The 21,475-nt window shown below is 70.6% G+C and carries 19 protein-coding genes, 1 pseudogene and 1 riboswitch; of the genes and pseudogenes, 8 read left to right on the top strand and 12 right to left on the bottom strand.

The window, feature by feature from the left end; translation table 11 throughout:
* The first annotated feature begins 16 nt into the window (after positions 1–16).
* Positions 17–889, top strand: coding sequence for a TauD/TfdA family dioxygenase (locus tag ABZ453_RS08975; RefSeq protein WP_359013081.1), 873 nt, complete (start codon positions 17–19; stop codon positions 887–889).
* A 79-nt stretch (positions 890–968) separates the two neighbouring features.
* Here ABZ453_RS08975 and ABZ453_RS08970 read toward each other — a convergent pair whose 3' ends face one another.
* Complete coding sequence (locus tag ABZ453_RS08970; protein ID WP_359013079.1) at positions 969–1,898, bottom strand: NADP-dependent oxidoreductase; 930 nt, start codon at positions 1,896–1,898, stop codon at positions 969–971.
* A gap of 90 nt (positions 1,899–1,988) precedes the next feature.
* Here ABZ453_RS08970 and ABZ453_RS08965 point away from each other — a divergent pair, with 90 nt between their 5' ends.
* Complete coding sequence (locus ABZ453_RS08965) at positions 1,989–2,369, top strand: helix-turn-helix domain-containing protein (RefSeq protein ID WP_359013077.1); 381 nt, start codon at positions 1,989–1,991, stop codon at positions 2,367–2,369.
* Positions 2,370–2,454: 85 nt separating this feature from the next.
* On the opposite strand, the gene ABZ453_RS08960 is transcribed toward ABZ453_RS08965, so the two are convergent.
* From ABZ453_RS08960 to ABZ453_RS08910, 11 genes are all read right to left on the bottom strand, one after another.
* Positions 2,455–4,791 carry a glycosyltransferase family 39 protein gene (locus ABZ453_RS08960; protein WP_359013075.1) on the bottom strand — a complete coding sequence of 779 codons (2,337 nt, stop codon included), beginning with the start codon at positions 4,789–4,791 and terminating at the stop codon, positions 2,455–2,457.
* Between the two features lie 165 nt (positions 4,792–4,956).
* Positions 4,957–5,649 (bottom strand): VOC family protein, encoded by a 693-nt coding sequence (locus tag ABZ453_RS08955; RefSeq protein WP_359013073.1) that lies wholly within the window; start codon positions 5,647–5,649, stop codon positions 4,957–4,959.
* Between the two features lie 36 nt (positions 5,650–5,685).
* A complete protein-coding gene (locus ABZ453_RS08950; RefSeq protein ID WP_359013071.1) occupies positions 5,686–6,018 on the bottom strand; it encodes a ferredoxin family protein in 333 nt (110 codons plus the stop codon).
* Positions 6,015–7,619 carry an FAD-binding protein gene (locus ABZ453_RS08945; RefSeq protein WP_359013069.1) on the bottom strand — a complete coding sequence of 535 codons (1,605 nt, stop codon included), beginning with the start codon at positions 7,617–7,619 and terminating at the stop codon, positions 6,015–6,017. Before ABZ453_RS08945 ends, ABZ453_RS08950 begins: the two co-directional genes overlap by 4 nt.
* 25 nt (positions 7,620–7,644) lie before the next feature.
* Positions 7,645–8,457 carry an ABC transporter permease gene (locus ABZ453_RS08940; RefSeq protein WP_359013067.1) on the bottom strand — a complete coding sequence of 271 codons (813 nt, stop codon included), beginning with the start codon at positions 8,455–8,457 and terminating at the stop codon, positions 7,645–7,647.
* Positions 8,454–9,260, bottom strand: a complete 807-nt coding sequence (locus tag ABZ453_RS08935) for an ABC transporter ATP-binding protein (RefSeq protein WP_359013065.1) — start codon at positions 9,258–9,260, stop codon at positions 8,454–8,456. Before ABZ453_RS08935 ends, ABZ453_RS08940 begins: the two co-directional genes overlap by 4 nt.
* Entirely contained in the window at positions 9,253–10,581 is a 1,329-nt protein-coding gene (locus tag ABZ453_RS08930) for an LLM class flavin-dependent oxidoreductase (protein WP_359013063.1), read from the bottom strand. Before ABZ453_RS08930 ends, ABZ453_RS08935 begins: the two co-directional genes overlap by 8 nt.
* The gene (locus ABZ453_RS08925) at positions 10,578–11,633 is read right to left on the bottom strand and encodes an aliphatic sulfonate ABC transporter substrate-binding protein (RefSeq protein WP_359013061.1); all 1,056 of its coding nucleotides are present in this window, start codon (positions 11,631–11,633) and stop codon (positions 10,578–10,580) included. Before ABZ453_RS08925 ends, ABZ453_RS08930 begins: the two co-directional genes overlap by 4 nt.
* 43 nt (positions 11,634–11,676) lie before the next feature.
* Entirely contained in the window at positions 11,677–12,408 is a 732-nt protein-coding gene (locus ABZ453_RS08920; protein ID WP_359013059.1) for an ABC transporter ATP-binding protein, read from the bottom strand.
* On the bottom strand, positions 12,405–13,301 hold the full coding sequence (locus tag ABZ453_RS08915; RefSeq protein WP_359013057.1) for an ABC transporter permease: 897 nt from the start codon (positions 13,299–13,301) through the stop codon (positions 12,405–12,407). Before ABZ453_RS08915 ends, ABZ453_RS08920 begins: the two co-directional genes overlap by 4 nt.
* Positions 13,298–14,194 (bottom strand): TauD/TfdA family dioxygenase, encoded by an 897-nt coding sequence (locus ABZ453_RS08910; protein ID WP_359013055.1) that lies wholly within the window; start codon positions 14,192–14,194, stop codon positions 13,298–13,300. The genes ABZ453_RS08915 and ABZ453_RS08910 overlap by 4 nt, the downstream gene beginning before the upstream one ends.
* 730 nt (positions 14,195–14,924) lie before the next feature.
* On the opposite strand from ABZ453_RS08910, the gene ABZ453_RS08905 reads away from it, so the two are divergent.
* From ABZ453_RS08905 to ABZ453_RS08880, 6 genes and pseudogenes are all read left to right on the top strand, one after another.
* The gene (locus tag ABZ453_RS08905; protein ID WP_359013052.1) at positions 14,925–16,031 is read left to right on the top strand and encodes an LLM class flavin-dependent oxidoreductase; all 1,107 of its coding nucleotides are present in this window, start codon (positions 14,925–14,927) and stop codon (positions 16,029–16,031) included.
* Complete coding sequence (locus ABZ453_RS08900) at positions 16,028–17,428, top strand: NtaA/DmoA family FMN-dependent monooxygenase (protein WP_359013050.1); 1,401 nt, start codon at positions 16,028–16,030, stop codon at positions 17,426–17,428. The genes ABZ453_RS08905 and ABZ453_RS08900 overlap by 4 nt, the downstream gene beginning before the upstream one ends.
* A gap of 92 nt (positions 17,429–17,520) precedes the next feature.
* Positions 17,521–18,445: pseudogene (locus ABZ453_RS08895) on the top strand (LLM class F420-dependent oxidoreductase).
* 44 nt (positions 18,446–18,489) lie between these two features.
* Positions 18,490–19,314, top strand: coding sequence for a DUF1684 domain-containing protein (locus tag ABZ453_RS08890; RefSeq protein WP_359013048.1), 825 nt, complete (start codon positions 18,490–18,492; stop codon positions 19,312–19,314).
* Between the two features lie 50 nt (positions 19,315–19,364).
* A riboswitch (SAM riboswitch) is annotated at positions 19,365–19,477 on the top strand.
* Between the two features lie 34 nt (positions 19,478–19,511).
* Positions 19,512–19,628: a putative leader peptide gene (locus tag ABZ453_RS08885; RefSeq protein ID WP_023551189.1), complete on the top strand. Its 117-nt coding sequence runs from the start codon at positions 19,512–19,514 to the stop codon at positions 19,626–19,628.
* Positions 19,629–19,854: 226 nt separating this feature from the next.
* The gene (locus tag ABZ453_RS08880; RefSeq protein ID WP_359013045.1) at positions 19,855–21,474 is read left to right on the top strand and encodes an ABC transporter substrate-binding protein; all 1,620 of its coding nucleotides are present in this window, start codon (positions 19,855–19,857) and stop codon (positions 21,472–21,474) included.
* Position 21,475 lies beyond the last annotated feature (1 nt).

The following is a 21,475-nucleotide window of genomic DNA, read 5'->3' as shown; positions in this document are numbered from 1 at the left end:
GCCCCTGGAGGACGACATGGAGTCGTACGAGCTCGAAGCACTGGAAGCGGTGACCACGCGTCCCACACACCCCTACCGCACCATCACCGTCGAAGGAATCACCCCCGTCCTGGGAGCGGAAGTCTCCGGCGTCGACCTCTCGCAGGAGATCCCGCCCGAGCAACTGCAGGACATCCGGGCAGCCTTCCGCGACCACCATGTCCTCGTCTTCCGCGACCAGACCATCACCGCCGAGCACCACAAGCGCTTCGCCGCCGCCTTCGGCGAACTGCGCCCGGTCAACCCGCCTCCGCCCGAGGGTGATCCGTACGTCCTGGAGATCCGTACGACCTCGGCCGCGGCGGACGTGGCCGGCAACGGCTGGCACGCGGACGGCACCGCCGACGCCGAACCGTCACTGGGGTCGATGCTCTACATCACCGAGACACCGGAGCCGGGGTGCGGCGGCGACACCCTCTTCGCCAACATGCACCTCGCCTACGACATGCTCTCCCCGGCCATGCGTGACCTGCTGGACACGCTGACCGCGATACACGACGGCGCGCAGGCCCTGGCCGGCTACACACCGCCGCCGGACTACGTCATCCCGAAGAGCGAACACCCGGTCGTCGCCCGGCACCCCGAGACCGACCGCAAACTCCTGTACGTCAACAAGGCCTACACCAGCCGCATCCCACAGCTCTCGGCCGACGAGAGCCGCGCCCTGCTCGACGTCCTCTTCGACATCATCGCCCGCAGGCCGGTCCTGCACTGCCGCGTCCGCTGGACCCCGGGCACGCTGGTCTTCTGGGACAACCGCTGCGTACAGCACCACGCGACCTACGACTACTACCCCTACGCCCGCTACGGCCAGCGCGTCGCCATCAACGGCGGTCCGGTCAAGGGCTGATGTGTGTGCTCGCCGCCGAGCAAGGGCGAGATGTCAGCGTTGAGTCGAGTACCCGCTCGGGTTCGGCCCCGGGCGGGGATCAGAGGGTGAGGACGAGCTTGCCCTGGAGGTGACCGCCGTCGAGCAGCCGGTGCGCGTCGGCGACCCGCTCGAACGGGAACGTCTCCTGCACGTGGACCCGGAGCCTGCCCTGTTCGACGAGTTCGACGAGACCTCGCAGGGCGACCGGATCGGGTTCGACCGCGATGCCGCTGAAGCGCATGCCGGCCGCCTCGTACCTGGCAATGAGCTCCGAATCCTCCTCGGCGACCGCCGTCACCAGGTGACCGCCCGGGCGGAGCACTCCGAGCGAGCGCTCGACGGTCTCGCCGCCGATCGTGTCGAGAACCACGTCGACGTCACGGACCGCCTCGGTGAAGTCGACCGCCGTGTAGTCGATCACCTCGTCGGCGCCGAGGTCCTCGACGAACTTCCGCTTGCTCTCGCCGGCGGTCGTGATCACGTACGCACCGAGCGCTTTGGCGATCTGGATCGCGACGTGGCCGACGCCGCCGCCTCCGCCGTGGACCAGGACGCGGTGGCCCTCGGTCACGCCGGCGAGGTCGACGAGGCCCTGCCACGCCGTCAGCCCGACGACCGGCAGCGCGGACGCCTCCACGTGCGAGAGCCGCGCCGGCTTGTGTGCCAGGTGCAGCGCAGGCGCGGACACGACCTCGGCGTAGGCGTTCGCCGGCCGCGGGAACAGCGGCATCCCGAACACCTCGTCGCCGGGTTTGAAGCGCCACGTCCCCGGTGCCTCCTCGACCACGCCGCTGATGTCCCAGCCGAGGACGAACGGCGGCCGGCCGATCAGCGGGAACTCGCCTGCGCGCAGGCGCGCCTCCAGCGGGTTCAGCCCGATGGCCTTGACGCGGACGAGAACCTCGGTCGGCAGCGGCTGGGGCTCGGGAGCGTCCACGATGGTGAGCACCTCGGGACCGCCGAGCGTCTGTTGGGTGATGACGCGCATGACTCTCCTGGCTCGAAGGGGGGTTGGGACTGCCAGGCTAGGTTTCCGACAGGAACCAGCAGGTTCCTGTCGCGCGGGTACCTTGGCGCCATGTGCGGTTTCGGTACCGGTGATGTCTTCCTCGCCGACTGTCCGGCTCGTCTGGCGGTCGAGCTGATCGCCGACAAGTGGACGGTGGTCGTGCTCTCCGGCCTCAGCGGGGGCCCAGTGCGCCACGGCGAGCTGGTCGGGCTGATCGGTGGCATCTCCCGCAAGATGCTCACCCAGACCCTCCGACGGCTCGAGGCGCACGGGCTCATCCGCCGCCACGCCTACGCGGAGGTGCCGCCGCGCGTCGAGTACGAACTCACGCCGCTCGGGGCGACGCTGATCGATCCGATCCACACGCTGACCGAATGGGCGTGGGCGAACGGCGACGCCGTACTCGACGCCCTCGACGCTCATGCCGAAGCGGTCGCCCCCGGCGACTGAGCCTCCCGCAATGTTGAGCATGGTCTCGGCCGCGCCCGAGATCGGCCCGGCCGCCCCCAGTCGCAGGAGCGGTCGGGCGCTTGTTCTATTTTCCTGGCTCGCACAGGTAGAGGGTCTGCCCGGTGGCCGTGGTCACCGCGGCCCGTGCCGACAGGGCCGGGCTCCCGGCCGTGGCAGCCGAGCCCCCGTACGCCGAGGCCGGGACCTTGGTGCAGGTGGCCTGTACCCAGGCGGTGATCTGCGCGGCCGCCGTATGCTCCGTCGCCCCGGTCCCGGCCGCCGTCCCGTCACCGGTGACGCCCGGCATGGCGCCGGCGCCCCTCCCCCGTCCGCCGCCACCGAGCAGTACGTAGCGCACCTTGCCGCTGTCGACCAGTCGGCGGAACCGGTTCTCGGTCGGGGACGGCACCCGGCCACTGAAGCCGCCGATCGGCAGGACCTTCGCTCCGGTCGCCAGAATGTACGGCGACGCCGAGCTCCAGCTGGTGGTGGCGAACACATAGGCCGCCGAGCCGTCATGGGCGCGCGTGTAGGCGAGCAGCCGCCGCTGTGCGGGGGTCAGCGCACCGCCCGAGGCCGCGCCACCGAAACCGCCGATGCCACCGGCGGTCCGGGTCCGCCCAGCGCCGCCCGCGCCGCTGCGGGCCACTTGCCTTGACGTCGCGCCGCCGGCCCAGGCCATGTGCCCGAAGCGGGCCGACCCGGGCCATGTCGTTCCGAAACCGCGGCCGGTACCCGACGGACCGACCGCGCCCATCACGCTGGTGCGGTACGACGGGGCGAAGACCTGCACCGCCCACGCGCTCGGTGCCAGGAGAAGAGCCGCCAGTGCGGCGCCGAGACCGCCGAGCGCCAGTCTGCCGCCGGCCCGGCGCCCGCCCGGACGCGCCATCAGAAGCAGGACCAGTGCTGCGACAGCGAGCACCCCCACCGCGGGCGCCAACCACGGTGCGAAGGACGTGAACTGCCCGGCGAGATACGCCGCCCAGGCCGCGGTCGCCGCCACCGTGCCCGGCAGCACCCAGGCGCGCGGTCCACCGGCCCGGTAGGCGCGCCACATCAGCACCGTCCCGGCGCCGGTGAGCGCGGCGAGCGGTACGGCGATGACGCCCATGTAGTACGTGTGCCCGGCGACGCTGCCGGCACTGAAGACCAGGAAGTACACGGCGAGCCAGGTGGCCCACAGGAGGTATCCGGCGCGCAGCCGATCGGTGCGCGGCCGGCCCCGCGTCCACAGCAGTCCGCACACCGCGGCGATGGCCGCGATCGGGTAGAACCAGCCGGTCTGGGAGGCGAGCGACGTGCCGAACATCTTCGACCAGCCGTTGTCGTCACCACCGAACCCACCACTGCCGCCGCTCCGTGGAGCAGCCACGCCGAGTCCACCATCGCCGCCGTGGGTGTGGTCACCGGCGTGAGCGCGGGTACCGCTTCCGTCACCGGGGGCACCGTACGCGCCCGGGCCGGTCAACGAGGCCGATCCCCGGCCCGTGTCCTGGCCGGAGGTGCGGACATGACCGTTGCCTCCACCCTGGGAGGCGGAAACGCTGCCCGTGGAGGCCGCACTGATGCCCAGGGAGGAGAAGCGGGACAGGAAGTTGTAGCCGACCACCATACTGAACGCCGAGTTGTTGGTGGTGCCGTCCACATAGGGCCGGTCCCTGGCCGGGGTGAGGGTGACGGCGAGGATCCACGACGCCGACACAGCCGTCATGACCAGGGCAGCGACGCCGAGGTGGGCCAGCCGTCGGCGCCGCGTGAGCGGTGCCGAGATCAGATACACGACGGCGAGCGCCGGCAGTACGGCCCATGACTCGAGCATCTTGGCCTGGAAGCCGATGCCGACCCAGACGCCGGCCATGACCAGCGGCCGGAGCCGGCCGTCGCGGGCGGCCCGCTGAGTCGCCGCGGCGGCGAGCAGCAGGCACAGCGTGAACATCGGGTCCTCGACCGGGGTACGGAACAGCCCGACCGCGACGGGGGTCACCAGAAACACCGCGCCGGCGATCACAGCGGCGTGCGCGCCCGCCCAGCGAGTGACGATGCGATGGAGAACCAGCAGGCTCGCGACGCCTTCCAGAACCTGCGGAAGGGTCAGCGCCCACGCATGGAATCCGAAGACCCGAGCGGACAGCGCCTGCGGCCAAAGGAACCCCGGCGATTTGTCGAGCGTGATCGAATTTCCGGGATCGAAGGACCCGTAGAAGAAAGCCTTCCAGCTCTCCGTCATGCTGCGGGCCGCACTCGCGTAGAACGTGTGGTACTCGCTGCGGTCGATACCCCAGGCATAGAGCACGACGGCGAGCACGACGAGAACCAGCAGCGCAGGGCGTGCGTAGGCAGGCTCACCCTCGGGTGATCGCCATGGCGGGCGACGGTATGAGCCGACGGGTACGGTTGCGTTGAGGACGTTCGAGGCCATGCGCAGCAGTTTTAGTCACGGCATCTCCCCGCACCGCCGACACGGTCCCGTTTCAAGGAAACTCTCACCGCGGCAAGGGGAATTCTTTAAGCGCATTGCCCAGAAATGACACCGGTCGAGTGAAGCCCTTACTCGCAAGGGAACCAGTTCTCATCCGACAGGGGCTCAGCCGTCTCTGCCCTGCCATGTGGTCACGCAGGCCTCGTTCCCCTCCGCGTCGGAAAGGACCCAGAAGGCCGGGGCACGAGCTGCGGACACCAGTCGGCCGCCCGCCGCCAGCGCGGCGTCGACCCGCGGGGACGCCTCGTCGTGCGGGACGCTGACGTCCAGGTGGACCCGGTTGCGCTGTGGGCGTGCCCGGTCCATCTGCTGGAACCAGACCGCGGGCCCCACCCGGAACGGGTCGACGAGCGGGTCTTCCGGTCCTGCGCCGCCCAGTTCGTCGGCGTAGCCCAGGACCGCCTTCCAGAAGGGCCGAATCCGTGCGATGTCCAGCGCATCGATCGCGATCTCCACGAGCTGGACGGACCGCTGTGCGCCGCTCCCGATCCCGGGCTCTGTCCGCAGCCCGGCTTCGCGAACCGTCGCGGAGATCCGATGGGCGAGTTCCACGTCCCGGTCGGTCACCGCCGCGTGGGCCGACGACTGCAGAGAGAGCACGACCAGATCGGGGCGGGCATCGACCCGAAGATGCCGATCGGCGTCGTCACCGCACACCGCCACGACGTCCGACGTCACGCTGATCCCCTGGGCCAGGGACCGGACCGGGACGGACGTCTGCAGGGTGCCCAGGATGTAGCGCCAGCCGTCGTCGTGCACTGCTTCTGACGCTTTCCGTCGGCTCAGTCGTTGCTCCACCACGCCATCCTCGCAGGTCACGCCGGCCCGGGCCGGTCAGTCCGGATACTCCGGTCCGATCGCCGTGCGGGCGCCGAGCGTCCTGCCCCTGCCCCAGCCGAGTTCGCGCCGGTATCCGCCGAGCAGCCCCGAGCCCTCCAGTTCGGTCACATCGCGGAAGCGCGAGTCGGCGGCGACCGCGGTCACCAGCGGCGCGACGAACAGTGCGTCGGTCGGGCAGTACGCCTCGCACTGGAAGCACGTCTGGCAGCTGTCCTGCCGTGCGATCACCGGAATGCCGTCCGCGCCGCGGTCGAACACGCGCGTCGGGCAGACTTCGATGCACCGGTCGCAGGCTATGCAGCGACCCGGCTCGACGACCTCGATCATGCGGCTCGGCCTCCGTTCGCGAACAGTTGACCCCGCGGCGTCTCCGGGCGGCTCCAGATCTCGTCGAGCCCGCCGGTGAGCAGCCGGTGGTGCTGGGCCGGGTCCAGCTCCGGGTGATCGGTTCGTTTGTGCATGCCGCGGGATTCGGTGCGCCGCAGCGCCGCGTGGTACATCCACCGCCCGTGGGCGACCATCGCGGCGGCCTCCCGGGCGCGGAAGATCTCCTCGCCGTCGGCCCCCAGCCCCTCGCGGACCGCGGCCCATGTGCGGTGCAGGGAACGCAGCGCCGGTTCCAGCCGGTCCGCGTGCCGCAGGTAATTGCGGTCGTACGGCAGGACCTCGCGCTGCACGGCGTCGAAGACCTCGCGGTGGCCGATGGTCACGGCACCGGTGGGGCGCAGACCGGCTGTACCCGCGGCGCGCGGTTCGCGCCCAGGACGGCCCCGGCGCGCGGCGAACCCTGCGGCGCCCCGGCCCGCCCAACTGCCCGAGGACACCGCCCACGCGGCGTTGTGGCTGCCGCCTCCGGTGAAGCCGCCGCAGATCAGCTCGCGGGTCGCGGTGTCGCCCGCCGCGTACAGACCGGGGACGTCGGTGGCGCAGTCGTGGTCGGCGATGCGTACGCCGCCCGTCCCCCGTACCGTGCCTTCGGCGAGCAGGGTGACCTCGAACAGGTCGGTGAAGGGGTCGATGCCCAGCCGGTCGAAGACCAGGAAGGTGTTCGGCTGGCCCTTGCGCATCGCTTGCCGCTCGTGCGGTGCCGCTCGGTCGAACCGGGCGTACACCGGCTCCGTGAGCAGGGTCCTGGCGATCACCGACCGGCCGCGGGTGCTGCCCGCGCCGTCGAGGACCGAACCGTCGGCGCGGTAGAAGGTCGCCCAGGAGTAGTAGGCGGTCTTGGTCAGGGACGTGCCCTTCGGTGCGATGGCGTAGGCGTTGGAGAACTCCATCCCGGACAGCCGCCCCCCCGCTTCGACGGCCAGCAGCGCCCCGTCCCCGGTGTTGACGTCGCAGCCGAGCGTCTTGGAGCGGAACGCGCATCCCCCGGCGGCGAGCACGACCGCGCCCGCCTGGACACGGACGGTCTCACCGGTCGTACGGTCCAGCGCCCGCGCTCCCGAGACGACTCCGTCCGTGTCGGTGAGGAGTTCCAGCGCCGGAGTGTGGTCGAGGACGCGGACACCGAGCCGTTGTACCCGGGTGCGCTGCCGGCGCATGTACTCCGGGCCCTGGAGGTCGCCGCGCAGTTGCCGGCCGTCACTGTCGACCGGGAACGGATAGCGCTGGATGCGCGCCAGTTCGTCCATGCGTGCGTGCGTCTCGTCGAGGACGCGTGCCATCCAGTCCCGGTCGGCCAGATGACCACCAAGTGCCTCGCGGCTCGCCATGGCGGCCTCGCGCAGTTCGGGGACGTCGTCGACGTACCAGATGCCGGTGCCGACGGAGGCGGTCGCTCCGCTCGTGCCCGTGTAGCCCTTGTCGGCGAGCACGACGTCGGCGCCCGCCTGGGCGGCCTTGATCGCGGCCCAGGTGCCCGCGGGGCCGCCACCGATCACCAACACGTCGGTGGTCAGGGTGTGTTCGGGGTCGTTGCTGGTCATGGCTCGCATTCCTTTCCGTACGGGCTCAGGGCTTGAGGCGGCCGGTGGCGAACAGCGCGGCCGACCAGGCCGTCAGTGCCGCCGCGAGGGTCCAGACCACGGCCAGCGCCCGGCCCGCGCCGACGTCGCCCTGGCCGAGGAACCCGATCCGTTCGACCTGGACCAGCCAGAAGACGGGGTCGAGGTGGCTCAAGGCGTCCCAGAACGGCGGCAGTTGGTGCACGGAGTAGAAGACACCGCCGAGGAAGCCCAGCGGCAGCAGAATGATCGACTCCATGGAGTAGACGTGGTCGAGGGACTTGGCGTGGGCGCCGGCGATCACGCCGACCTGCGCGGCGACCAGGAGCAGCCCGAGGGTGCCGAGGAACAGGACGAGGGGGCGGGCCGGGGCACCGCCGTGGGTGAGCGGCAGGGCCACCGCCAGGACTCCCGCGCCCACGACGGCTCCGCGGGCGATGCCGCCGCCCACGAGCGCCGCGTTGATCTCCCACCACCTGAGGGGGCTTGCGAACACGTCGTTGATGTACTGGTCCCGGCGCGCCTCGAAGAGGCTGGTCGTGCCGTTTAAGAAGCCGACGTTGACGATCGCCTGGGCGAAGAGGCCGGGCACGATGAAGCTGCCGTAGCCGACGCCGTCGACCGTGTCGACGTGGGAGCCGAGAGCCGATCCGAAGACGACCACGAACAGCACGGTCGACAGCACCGGACCGACGACGCTGTAGCGCCAGATCGTGAGGAAGCGCAGGACTTCGCGCTCCAGGAGCCACAGGAACGGTGAGCGCTCCGGCCGGAAGGGCTCGTCGTACCCCGGGCGGGCCGGTGTCCGGGTGCTGCTCACGAGGCCACCCCTTCAGCCGTGATCACCCGGTCGTAGACCTCCGAGATGTCCCGGGCCGCGTACCGCTCGCGCAGTGAGGCGGAGGTGCCGCGGTCGACGATCCGGCCGGCCCGCAGCAGTGCGATCTCGTCGCACAGGGTCTCCGCCTCCTCCAGGTAGTGGGTGGTGAGCAGAATGGTGGTGCCGGCCGCGTTGAGGCCCTTGACGACCCGCCAGATCTCCGAGCGCAGTTCGACGTCGACTCCGGCCGTCGGTTCGTCGAGGATGAGCAGGCGGGGGTGGTGCATGAGGGCCCGCGCGAGGACGAGGCGGCGTTGCATGCCGCCGGAGAGTTCGTAGGCGCGTCGGTCGGCCTTGTCGTCGAGGCGGAACAGGGCGAGGAGTTCGTCCGCGCGCCGGGCGGCCGCCTTGCGGCCGATGCCGTGGTAGCCGGCGTGGTAGACCAGGATCTGGCGGATGGACAGGAACCGGTCGACGTTGATCTCCTGCGCGGCCAGGCCGAGGAGCCTGCGGGCCTGACGGCCGCGGTGGTCGTGGCCGAAGACGGAGAGGCTGCCGGCCGTGGGGCGGACGATGTTGCACACCGAGCCGATCAGGGTGGTCTTCCCGGCGCCGTTCGGGCCGAGCAGACCGAAGAACGCGCCGTCGGGTATCTCCAGGTCGAGCCCGGACACGGCGGTGAAGCCGCCCTCGTAGGTCTTGCGCAGACCCTCCACCCGCAGGGCGGGCGGGTTCCCGCCGCTCCGGGAAGACGGAGCGGCGGGAGACACGAGCGGGGCGGGCCCGCCAAGCGGGTCAACCATGGAACTGGTTGGCGGGGACCGGGAGCCCGTAGTGCTCGCGCAGGGTCGTGCCCTCGTACTCCTCACGGAACAGGCCCTTGCCGCGCAGGATGGGCAGCACGTGCTCGACGAAGGCCGCCAGGCCGGACGGCAGGGCGGGGGCCATGATGTTGAACCCGTCCGCAGCACCGCCCTCGAACCAGGCGATGATCGTGTCCGCGACCTGCTCCGGCGTGCCCACGAACTCGAAGTGGCCGCGCCCGCCGCCGAGCCGGGAGATGATCTGCCGGACCGTCAACTGCTCACGCACCGCGAGCTCGATGATCAGGTCGGAGCGGCTCTGCGTGCCCTCCAGCTTCGGCCTGGCCAGGATGAAGTCCGGTAGCGGGGCGTCGAGTTGGAAGACCGACGGCTCGGTCTCGAACACGGCGGCCAGCTGACGCAGCCCGTATTCCGGGATGCGCAGTTCGTCGAACTGCCGCGCCAGCGCCCGGGCTTCCTCCTCGGTCGACCCGATGTAGGGGACGATGCCCGGCAGGACGATCACACCGTCCGGGTCGCGGCCCGCCGCCACGGTCCGTGCCTTGATGTCCGCGTAGAAGGCGGCCGCGCGCTCGTACGTCGTGTGGGCCGTGAAGATGGCCTCCGCGTGGCGGGCGGCGAAGTCCTTGCCGTCCTCCGAGGAGCCCGCCTGGACGAGCAGCGGGTAACCCTGCGGCGGACGCTCGACATTGAGGGGGCCCGCGACCTTGAAGTACCGGCCCTGGTGGTCGAGTCGGTGCAGCAGCTCGGGGTCGGCGTACCGTCCGGTGGTCTTGTCCGCGGCGACGGCCTCGGACTCCCAGCTGTCCCACAGCGCCTTGGCGACCTTCAGGAACTCGTCGGCGCGGGCGTAGCGCTCGGCATGGCTGGGACGGTCCTCCAGACCGAAGTTGGCCGCCTCGTCCGCCCCTGCCGAGGTGACGATGTTCCAGCCGGCGCGGCCGCCGCTGACGTGGTCGACGGACGCGAGGCGACGGGCGAGGTTGTATGGCTCGTTGTACGTCGACGACACCGTGGCGATGAGGCCGATCCTGCTGATCGCCTGGGACAGCGCGGTGAGCAGGGTCAGGGGTTCGAGCTGGCCCGGTGGCCGGAACTCGCCGGTGCCGATGAGGGCCGGGCCGTCCGCGAGGAACAGCGAGTCGAACTTGGCGCTCTCGGCGAGCTGTGCCAGCTCGATCCAGTGCCGCAGGTCGAAGTCGGCGCGGGGGTTGCTGTGCGGGAGCCGCCAGGCCGCCTCGTGGTGGCCCGCCTCCATGAGGAAGGCGTTGAGGTGGAGTTGACGTCGTGGCGCGCTCATGAGCTGACCCTCAGCTTGGAGCTGTCGTAGCCGGCCGGAAGAAGGTTGTCGGTGATCGACTTGACGTCGACCGTCTTGGTGATCTGGCCTGCCTCCAGGAAGGCGTCAGCGAGCTTCTGCTCGGCCGCGATGTCGGCCGTCTCCACCGGTGTCACGCGGGTATCGAATGCCTTGACGGAGGCCTTGGCGTCGTCCAGCGGGATGCCCTCCTCCTTCGACAGTGCCTCGGCGTACTTGTCCTCGTGCTTGATCGCCCAGGCGAACTCGCTGGCCAGCCGCTTCAGGACGTCCGTGAGCGCCGCCCGCTTGGTCTTGTCGCCCAGCGACTTCTCGCTGGCGACGTAGTAGCTGCTGGTCTGGTCGATCGGCGGCAGGCCCTTCGCCAGAATGCGCGCCCCGTTCTTGACCGCGATCGCGGACTGGGGATTCCAGATCGACCAGGCGTCCACCTTGCCGGTGTTGAACGCCGTGGCGCCGGCCGCCGGGTCGAGGAAGACGAGGTGCACGTCCTTCGGGCCGAGGCCGACGCTCTTGAGCGCGTTGAGGGCCAGGCCGTGGGCCGAACTGCCCTGCGGGACGGCGATCTTCTTGCCCCTGAGGTCCTTGAGCGACTTCAGCGGCGATCCCTTGGGAACGATGATGTTCTCGTTGGACTGGGTGGGCGCGAGTGAGCGGTTGACTGCGACGACCTTGAAGCCGTACTCCTTCGCGGCGCCGGTGATCGGCGGCACGTCGCCGACGCTGCCGAGGTCGATGTCGCCCGAGGCGGCGGCCTGCACGAGCGGCGGGCCGTAGGTGAAGCGGGCGAACTTCACCTTGTAGGACGCGTTGTCGAACGCGCCGGTGATCCGCGCCAGTTCCTGGCTGCCGTCACCGCCGTTGTCGCCGATGGTGAAGGTGTACTTGCTCCACTCCGGGTGCTTGGCGTCGCTCGCGTCGACGGCCTTGCTCAGCGGCGGGGTGGAGTCCGAGGAGGATCCGCAGGCGGCGAGAGTACCCGCCAGGGCGAGCCAACCGACGGCGCCGATGAGTCTGGTCGTTCTCTTTCGCATGGGTTGTCGTGCTTTCTGTGCTGGATGAGGGTTTCGGGAAAGGTCAGTGCTTGCCGGCGAGGCCGAGGTCGTCCAGGAGCCGGGCGCGGAGTTCCTCACGGGCGACGCTCGCCTCTCGGTCCACGGCGGCGAGGCTCACCGTGTGCGAGCTGCCGATGCGTCCGTTGCTCATGACGACGATGCGGTCCGCCAGGGCGATCGCCTCGTCGACGTCGTGGGTGACCAGGAGCATGGCCGCGTGGTGCTTGCTGCGCAGCGCGCGTACGAGGTCGTGCATGCGCAGTCGGGTGATGGCGTCCAGGGCCGCGAACGGCTCGTCGAGCAGCACCAGTTCGGGCTCGGAGACCAGTGCCCGCGCGAGCGACACCCGCTGGGCCTCGCCGCCGGAGAGCTCCTTGGGCCAGGCCTTCTCGCGGCCCGAGAGTCCGACCTCGGCGAGCACCTCGCGGGCCCGCTGGTCGGCGTCGGGGCCGTGCAGGCCGAGCGTGACGTTGCGCAGCACCCGCTGCCAGGGCAGCAGCCGGTCGGCCTGGAAGACGATCGCGCGCCGTGCCGGGACCTCCACGCGGCCGCCGTCGGGCCGGTCGAGGCCGGCGAGCAGCCGCAGCAGGGTGCTCTTGCCGCAGCCCGAGGGGCCGAGCAGGATCACCAACTCCTCTTCCTCGATGGTCAGATCGAGGCGGTCGAGGACTCGCCGGTCACCGAACTGCCGTACCACCTGCTCGACGACGACCCCGGTCCGACGGCGGGGCTCCGTCGTGATCGTGCTGCTCATGACGCCTCATAACTGGGTCGCCACCGCAGCAGCACCCGCTCGAGAGCCCGGACGAACTGGTCGGCGAGCAGACCGAGGAGCGAGTAGATCACCAGCCCCACGAAGACCTGGTTGGTCTGGAGATACGTCTGCCCCTGCGTGATGAGGAAGCCAAGTCCCTTGTCGGCGTTGACCGTTTCGGCGGCGACCAGTCCCAGGACGCTGTACGCGAGGGAGAACCGGAGGCCGACCAGGAATCCCGGCAGGGCTCCGGGCACCAGTACGCGCGTGACCAGGCGCCAGGTGCCGGCGCCCGTCGTGCGCGCCATCTCGATCAGCCGCTGGTCGACGCCCCGTATCGCGGCGAACAGGTTGAGGTACATCGGGACGCCGGCGCCGAAGGAGATCAGCAGGACCTTGGTGAGTTCGTCGATGCCGAACCACACGATCATCAGCGGTAGCACGGCGAGGAGGGGGATCGTGTTGAGTACCTGCACGAGCCCGTTGAAGAGGTACTCGCCGCTGCGCAGCAGCCCGCCGAGGACGCCGGTGACGACGCCCACCGTGAGACCGATCGCCAGGCCGATGCCGGCCCGTTGCAGCGATATGGCCAGGTCAGGCCCGAGGACACCCTGTTGCCACAGGTCGACGGCCGACTTCACGATCGAGGTGGGCGCCGGGGCGTAGGTCTTGGACACCACGCCTGCCCGGGCGAGCGCCTCCCAGGCGAGGAGGATCGCGACCGGAGTCGTGTAGATGCCCAGCGGCCAGCGCAGGCGCTCGCGGAGTGTGCGCAGCGGTGTCCGTCGGCGGGCGTCGCGCGGCAGGAACACCTCGCGTTCCCGCGCGTTGGTCGTCGTCGCCGCGTCCGGGCCCTTCACGACAGCCGGTGCCGGGATGCGGACCTCGGTCATGCCGCCACCGCCAGTACGCCGCTGTAGTGCGAGGCGTCGCCGAGGAGTTGCTCGCTGCGGCGGCCGTCGGCTCCGGCGGGCACTTCCCCGGCGACGGTCACCCGGTTGAGGCGGCGCGCGTGGTCGTCGTAGTTGTCCACGCCGTAGTGCTGGGTGATCCGGTTGTCGAAGATCAGCAGCTGGTTCGGGGACCAGGTCCAGCGCAGGACGTTCTCCGGGCGGGTGACGTACGACTGCAGGATGCGGAGCAGATCCGCCGAGTCACTGCCCGAAAGTCCGACGATCCGCTTGGCGAACCCGCCGATGAACAGCCCGCGTTCGCCGGTCAGCGGATGCACCCGCACGACCGGGTGCTCGGCCTCGTAGGGCGTCGAGACGAAGGCGCGGTCGTACTCGCGCCGTTCGGCGGTGGTGGGCTCGGGGCGCGCGTAGTCGTACTGGTTGGTGTGCACGACGCGCAGGGTGTCGGCGAGGCCGCGCAGTGGTTCGGGCAGGTCGCGGTAGGCCGCGGCGGCGTTGGCGATGAGTGTCTCGCCGCCGTAGGGCGGGATCTGGATGGACCGGAGCGTGGTCACCTGAGGCGGGTTGACCACGAAGGTGACGTCCGTGTGCCATTCGTTGGCCTTGGACGTCTCGCTGTCGACGGCGAGCACGTTCGTCGTGCCGTCGGCGGCCGGCACATTGGGGTGGGCGGTCGTCAGCTCGCCGAACCAGCGGGCCACACGCTCCTGGCCGGCGTTGTCGAGGCGCACGTCGTCGAACACGATCGCCTTGTGCTCGTTGAGGGCGTCGCGCAGCGTCGTGACTGTCGCGAGGTCGGGGGGCGCCGTGAGATCGACGCCCTCGACGACGGCGCCGATGCGGCTGGTGAGCTTACGGATGGACGGAGGCATGAGGGGGTCCCTCCCGGACAGACGGGCACACGCGAACGAGCGCAGGGGATGACGTAACGGGGTGAAGGGGAAAACGCGTGGTCGCAGGGCCGCCGCAGGCGCGTTCTCAGCGACCACGTCGGCGTACGCGAACAGGCTCCCGACTCATGCGAGAAGGAGAGGAGACGGGGAGCCCTCAGGAGGTGAGTACGACGGTCCTGCGGGGAGAGACATCACGGTGCGGGCGGCTCAACGCCACCTCACGCCGACGCGCACCGAAAGCACGCGAGGCTGTCGCCGGGGACCACTTGCCGGGTCAGCGACAACAAAACGCGCTGGAGACGTGCGCCAGATCGATGTGGCGCCGCCGAGTGAGGTCCACGCGCGGGTTCATGAGACGGGAGTTCAGCAGATGCCACCTCGGTGGTCAATAACTTCCCGGACAGGTCTTGCATTGCGGACACGGGGACCTTCTCCGCTTCTTTCCGACCTTGACATCCGCGGGGACGGGCGACGTACGTTGAGGCGGAGAGTTCCTGATGGGTGGAGGCTTCCATGCACGTACCGAGCGCGCCCTCGCGCCGTGCGTGCACCGGTGCGCGGCTGATCACCCGGCGGCATGTCGACTACTGCCGTACCTCTTCCGCGGTCTGTCCTTCCGTATCCGTCTGATCCCCTGCCGGCCCCTGCCGCCGGCTCTCTCGCCGTGGCCCGTCGGCCGCGCAACGTCGTGTTTCCCGGAAGGAACCCCATGTCCGGCCCTGCCCTGCACCTCGCCGTCGAGATCGACGGCGACGGCGCCCACCCCGCGGCCTGGCGCCGCGCCGCCCACTCCCCCGATCAGTTGCTCACCCCGCGCCGCGTGGCCGGTGTCGCCGCCGTCGCCGAGAACGCCGGGTTCACCCTGGTCACCCTGGACGACGGCGCGCTGCCCCCCGGCGCGGCACCGGATCCGGTCGGCCGTATCGGCGCGGTGGAGCGGGCGGCTTTCATCGCGGCGTCCACGAGCACCGTAGGGGTCGCGCCCGTCGTGTCGGTCACGTATGCCGAACCCTTCCATGTCTCCAGTCAGTTGGCGTCCCTGGACCACATCTCCGCAGGTCGCGCCGGGTGGGTGGTAGCGGAGGACGAACGTCCCGAGGCGGCCCGTGCCTGGGGGCGCCCACCGGTCGCCGACGCCGAGGCGCGGGCCCGGGAGTCCCGTGACGGTATCGAGGTGGCCCGCGCTCTGTGGGACTCGTGGGAGGACGACGCGGTCATCCGGTCCGTGGCCACCAGCCGCTACCTCGACCGCGACCGGCTGCACTACATCGACTTCACCGGCGAGACCTATGCCGTCAAGGGCCCCGCGATCGTGCCACGCCCGCCCCAGGGGCAGCTCGTCGTCCTGGGCCGGCCGGACCGGGTTCCCGCCGCACAGCTCGACCTCGGGCTCGTCGAAGGGCGCGATCTCGCGTCGGTCGCCAGGGCAGCTGCCGTCGCCGGGACGCCCCGGGTCTTCGCCGAGGTCGAGGTGGCACTGGACACGCCGGACGCCACGGCCGCCGAGCGCGTCGCGGACCTCGAACGGCACGCGGCATGGAGCGACCGGGGGCGACTGCGGCACATCGGCCCCGCCGACCAACTCGTCGCTCTGCTCGGCGAGTTGAGCCGCCATCTCGACGGAGTGCGGCTGCATCCGCTCGTGCTGGACGAGGACCTGCCCGCCCTCTCCCGACTCGTCCTGCCGGCCCTGTCCGAGCGACGCCTCGTCTCCCGTCCGCTGCCCGGTACCTCGCTGCGCTCGACCCTGGGTCTGGAGCGCCCCGCCAGTCGCTATGCCGTCGCGGCCCCCGCCGCCCAGGAGGACGCACGATGACCCGCACCGACCCCCTCGACGTCCCCCGGCCGCACGCCCAGCTGCACTTCGGCGTCTTCTTCCAGGGCGTCAACCACTGGACCATCTGGTCCGCCCCCGACAGCGGCTCCCAGATCGACCCCGCCTCCTTCCGCAAGGTCGCCCAGACCGCCGAACGCGGCCTGTTCGACGCCTTCTTCCTCGGCGAGGGCCTGCGGCTGCGCGAGGTCGACGGACGGATCCACGATCTGGACGTGGCCGGACGGCCGGACGCCATCACCCAGCTGGCGGCGCTGGCCGCGGTCACCCGCCGGATCGGCCTGGTCTCCACCTCCAACTCCACCTTCAACGAGCCCGCCGACCTGGCCCGCCGCCTCTCCGGCCTCGACCTCCTCTCCGAGGGCCGCGCCGGCTGGAACGTGGTCACCACGGACAATGCCTGGACCGGCGCGAACTTCCGCCGCGGCGGCTACCTCGACCACGCCGACCGCTACCGGCGCGCCGAGGAGTTCCTCACCGTGGCCCGCGCCCTCTGGGACGGCTGGGAGGACGGCGCCGTCGCCGCCTCCGCGACCGCGCGCGCCTGGGCGGCTCCCGGCTCCGTACATCAAGTGCGCCCCAAGGGCCCGCAGTTCGACGTCGACCTCGCCCCCACCCTGCCCCGCAGCGCCCAGGGTCACCCGGTGATCTTCCAGGCCGGTGACTCCGGCGAGGGACGCGACTTCGCCGCCCGCAACGCCGACGTCATCTTCTCCGCGCACGGCAACGACTTCGACGACGCCCTGGCCTTTGCCGACGACCTCCGACGCCGGCTGCGCGCGGTCGGGCGTCCCGACGACGATCTGCGGATCCTGCCCGGCACCGAGATCATCATCGGCGCGACGGAGGAGGAGGCCCAGGAGAAGAAGCAGTGGATCCGGCTCCAACAGGTCACCCCGGCCACCGCGTTGGGGATCGCCGGGCTGCTGTGGGGCATCGACCTCTCCGACCGTGACGCCGACGGGCCGCTGCCGAAGGAGGACCCGGTCGTCACCGAGAACGACGGCTCCTTCGGCGCCCGCCGGATCGCCGACCCGCGTGCGGTCGTCGCGCAGTGGCGGGCGAAGGCGGAGGCGCACGGCTGGTCGCTGCGTGAGACCGTCATCGCGCTGGGCCCACAGCGCGGGCACGTCGGTACGCCGTCCGGTCTCGCCGACAAGTTCGCCCACTTCGTACGGCACGGCGCGGTCGACGGCTTCAACGTCACGCCGTACCTGATTCCCGACGGCCTCGACGACATCGTCGACCTGCTCGTCCCGGAACTGCAGGAACGCGGGGTCTACCGCACCGAGTACAGCGGGACCACGCTGCGCGAGAACCTCGGCCTACGTGAACCACTCACCCACCGGTCCGCCCCGGACCGGCGGCAGGCGGGCTGAGCCCCCACCCCGGGTCTCGTACACATGACTGACAAGAAGCTGTCACACGTGAACCGGAATGCGACTTCGGCCCACACCCGTTCTGAACCGACATGACGGTTGGAGTAGTGTTCACCGCGTCCGACGCGCCGAACCAGGTCGACGCCGCCGTACGACTGGCCCATGAGGCAGCGGAGTCCGGTGTCACGTCGGCCTGGTTCGGGCAGACCTTCGGCGCGGACTCGCCCCAGCTTGCGGCGATCGTCGGGCGCGAAGTGCCCGCACTGCAGGTCGGCACCTCCGCGATCCCCGTCTTCGGCCGCCATCCGCTGCTCGTCTCCAGCCAGGCCCAGACCGCCCAGGCCGCGACCCACGGCCGCTACCACCTCGGTCTGGCCCTGGGTACGAAACTGCTGACGGAGACCGCCTTCGGCCTGCCCTTCGAGCGGCCCATCGCCCGGCTGCGTGAATTCCTCACCGCACTGCGGCAGTTGACCGTGACCGGCACGGCCGACTTCCACGGTGAGCTGCTGACCGCCACCACCCCCGCTCCCGGCGCGGGTACCGGGTGCCGAGAGAGGTGTCCCCCTGCTGGTCGCCGCGATGGGGCCGCAGGCGCTGCGGGTCAGCGGTGAACTGGCGGACGGGATCCTGCCGTACCTGGCGGGACCGCGCGCCCTGGCGGACCACATCGTGCCCGCCCTGACCACCGCCGCCGAGGCCGCCGGCCGCCCCGCGCCCAGGATCGTCGCCCTGGTGCCGGGCGTGGTCACCGACGACGTGGCGGCAGTACGGGCCAAGGCCACCGAGAACCTCGCCTTCTACGAAGAGATCCCGTCCTACGCCCGGGTCATCGAACTCTCCGGCGCCCGACGGGCCGCCGACCTGGCCGTGATCGGCGACGAGCGGACCGTCGAGGCCGAGGTGCGCCGTTACCGCGACGCGGGCGCCACCGAGGTCGTGTTCTCGGGCACCGAGATCGCCGGAGAGGCCGACCGCCGACGCACCTGGCGACTGCTCGGCGAACTCGCCCGCTGAACCGCCCCGAAGACCCGACAGCCCCCTGCACGAAGGAGATTGCGTTGACCACCGAGGCCACCACGACCGACCTCCGCACCTTCACCGAGACCTGGCTGGAGTGGTACCGGGCCCAGGAGGCCCGGCTCTCCGCCCCGCACGGTTTTCTGGCGATCACCGGCCAGCACTGGCTCGACGACCGCCCCCAGCGATTCCCGGACGCGCCCGGCGCCTGGCACACCGGCCCCGACGGGGTCGTCGTCACCCTCGACGACGGCGAGGAACTGGTCGTCGACGGAACCCCGGTGCGCGGTGAACACCGCTTCGGCGTGCTGCCCGAACGCGGCGGCGTCAACGCGGTGTGGGGAGACGCCGTCATCGAGGTCGCCAAGCGCGGCGGCCACGACATCGTGCGTCCCCGACACCCGGACGCGCCCCTGCGCACGGCCTTCACCGGAACACCTGCCTACGCACCCGACGCGCGTTGGGCCGTGACCGGCCGCTACGTCCCCTTCGACACACCCCGGCCGACCACCGTGGGAGCGGCCGTCGAGGGCCTGGAGCACGTCTATGACGCTCCGGGCAGGATCGACTTCGAGCTGGACGGACGTCAGCTGTCCCTCACCGCGTTCCCCGGCGCCGGCGAGGGCCGGCTGCTGGTGCTGTTCACCGACGCCACCTCCGGGGTCACCACCTACGCCGCCAACCGGGCCCTGTGGCTCGAGCCGCCCGCCGCCGACGGCCGGGTCGTCCTGGACTTCAACCGCGCCGCGAACCTGCCGTGCGCCTACACGGACCTGGCCACGTGCCCGCTGCCCCCGGCCGAGAACCGGCTGCCGGTGGCGATCGAGGCCGGTCAGAAGATCCCCCGCGAGCGCGGCGGTTCCTGAGCCGGGGTGGCCATTGACCAACGGCAAGATCTCTCCGTACGATCACGAGTGGCATTGAGTGTCAGCGTCAAGCCCTGGCTCGCTGACCGGCAACCCTCCCACGCGGTGGGGTGCTCCAGGTGAAAGCCCGGCGGGATCACCGACGATCCCGCAAGCGCGTGGCCCCGTGACCGGGGCCGGACAGGTGGAGGACCGACATGCGGCACGGTGGTGACCTCAGCGCCCGTTTCGCCGGCGCCACCGTGTTCTCCCGGCTCTCGCGTCGGCGCCACATCGATCTCAAGCGCTCGACCAGCTGTCTCTGTCAGGCCTGACGGGCCTTTGCAGCGCTGGTCACCGTCCGGCACCAGGCGCCGCCGCATCCGTCTGCGCCTGATCCCCGTACGTCGTTTCGGCTGATCCCTGTTCTTCCTTTCCGCTGATCCCTGTCTGCACAGCGCTCCCCGACATCGGCATCACGCCGATCGGGTCCGCACGCCCCGGCACGGCCGTGTCCCGTACCACCGCCGTGCCTGGTGACACGAGTAGGAGAAGACCTCCGTGATCGCACTTCCCCATGTCAGAACCTCTCGGTGGGCGGCACTGACCGCCCTTGTGACCACCAGCGCCCTGCTGACCGCCTGCGGATCGGGCGGCGGCGACGCGGGCAGCGGCACCGGACAGCCCAGGTCCGGCGGCACCCTGACCTTCGCGGTGGGGTCGGACTCCGGCTGCGTGGATCCGCAGCAGGTCGCCAGCAACGAGACCATCTACTCGGTGCGCCAGATCGTGGACTCCCTGACGGACCAGGACCCGAAGACCGGCAAGATCGTGCCGTGGCTGGCGAAGAGCTGGGAGGTCAGTCCCGACGCCAGGACCTTCACCTTCCATCTGCGTTCCGGTGTCACCTTCAGCGACGGCTCGAAGCTGACCGCGCAGGTGGTCAAGGACAACTTCGACGCGGTGCCGAAGCTCGGCGCCCTGGGCACGCTCGCCGAGGGCTACCTGAGCGGCGTGGGGAGCACCACCGTGGTCGACCCGCTCACCGTGAAGGTGACCTTCATCCAGCCCAACGCCCAGTTCCTGCAGGCCACTTCGACGCACTCGCTCGGCATCGAGTCCACGGCCAGCGTGCAGAAGACCCCGCAGCAGAAGTGCAGTGACGGGGTGACCGGCTCCGGACCGTTCGTGCTGAAGCAGTACGTGCAGAACCAGTCCCTCACACTCGTCAGGCGCACCGGATACGCCTGGGGATCATCACTGTGGTCCAAGAAGGGCGAGGCGTATCTCGACAAGCTGGTGTTCAAGGTGGTGCCGGAGGCGGGTGTGCGGGCCGGCAGCCTGCAGTCCGGTCAGGTGGACGCCGTCTCCAGCGTCGGCAAGGCCAACGAGGCGGCTCTCAAGGGCGGCCAGGTCACCCTCAAGCGACGGGCCAACCCCGGGGTGGTGTTCGGTCTCGGCCTGAACAACTCCCGGCCGCTGTTCAAGGACGCCAAGGTGCGTCAGGCGATCCTCCACGCCATCGACCGGCAGCAGATCGCCGACACCGTGTTCCCGACCGGCACCCGGTCGGCCACCAGTGTCCTCGCGCACACGACACCCGACTACACCGACCTCTCCTCCGGCCTGACCTTCGACGTCACCAAGGCCAAGTCCCTGCTGGACGCGGCCGGTTGGAAGGCCGGAAGCGACGGCGTCCGCGCCAAGGACGGCCAGAAGCTGAGTCTGACGATCAAGTGGTTCCCCAACGCGGCCACCAACCAGCCCGCGCTGGAGCTCATTCAGCAGCAGCTCAAGACCGTCGGTGTCGATGTGCCCCTCAAGCAGCTCCAGGTCACGCAGTTCGCGCCGACACTCCAGTCGGGCGACTACGACGCGGTGTGGGGGAACGTGACCCGCGCCGACCCCGACATCCTGCGCAGTTCCTTCTCCACCAAGCTGGCCAACTTCTACCACCTGCCCCCGAGTTCCCTGGACACGGCACTGTCCGAGCAGGCCGCTACCGTCGACCCGGCCAAGCGGGGGCAACTGGTCACCGAGGCGCAGCAGTTGATCGTGCAGAACGCCTACTACGCTCCGGTGGTGGAGCTCCAGACCCAGCTGGGCGTGTCGAAGAAGGTGCACGACCTGGACTTCGACGCCTCCAGCCGGCTCCAGCTGCACGACACCTGGATCGGCTGAC

Origin of the sequence: Streptomyces sp. NPDC005799, from assembly GCF_040630525.1 — a bacterium.
Classification (GTDB): Bacteria; Actinomycetota; Actinomycetes; order Streptomycetales; family Streptomycetaceae; genus Streptomyces; species Streptomyces griseorubiginosus_B.
The sequence above is the reverse complement of the archived record's forward strand: the minus strand, read 5'-3'. Positions and strand labels throughout refer to the sequence as shown.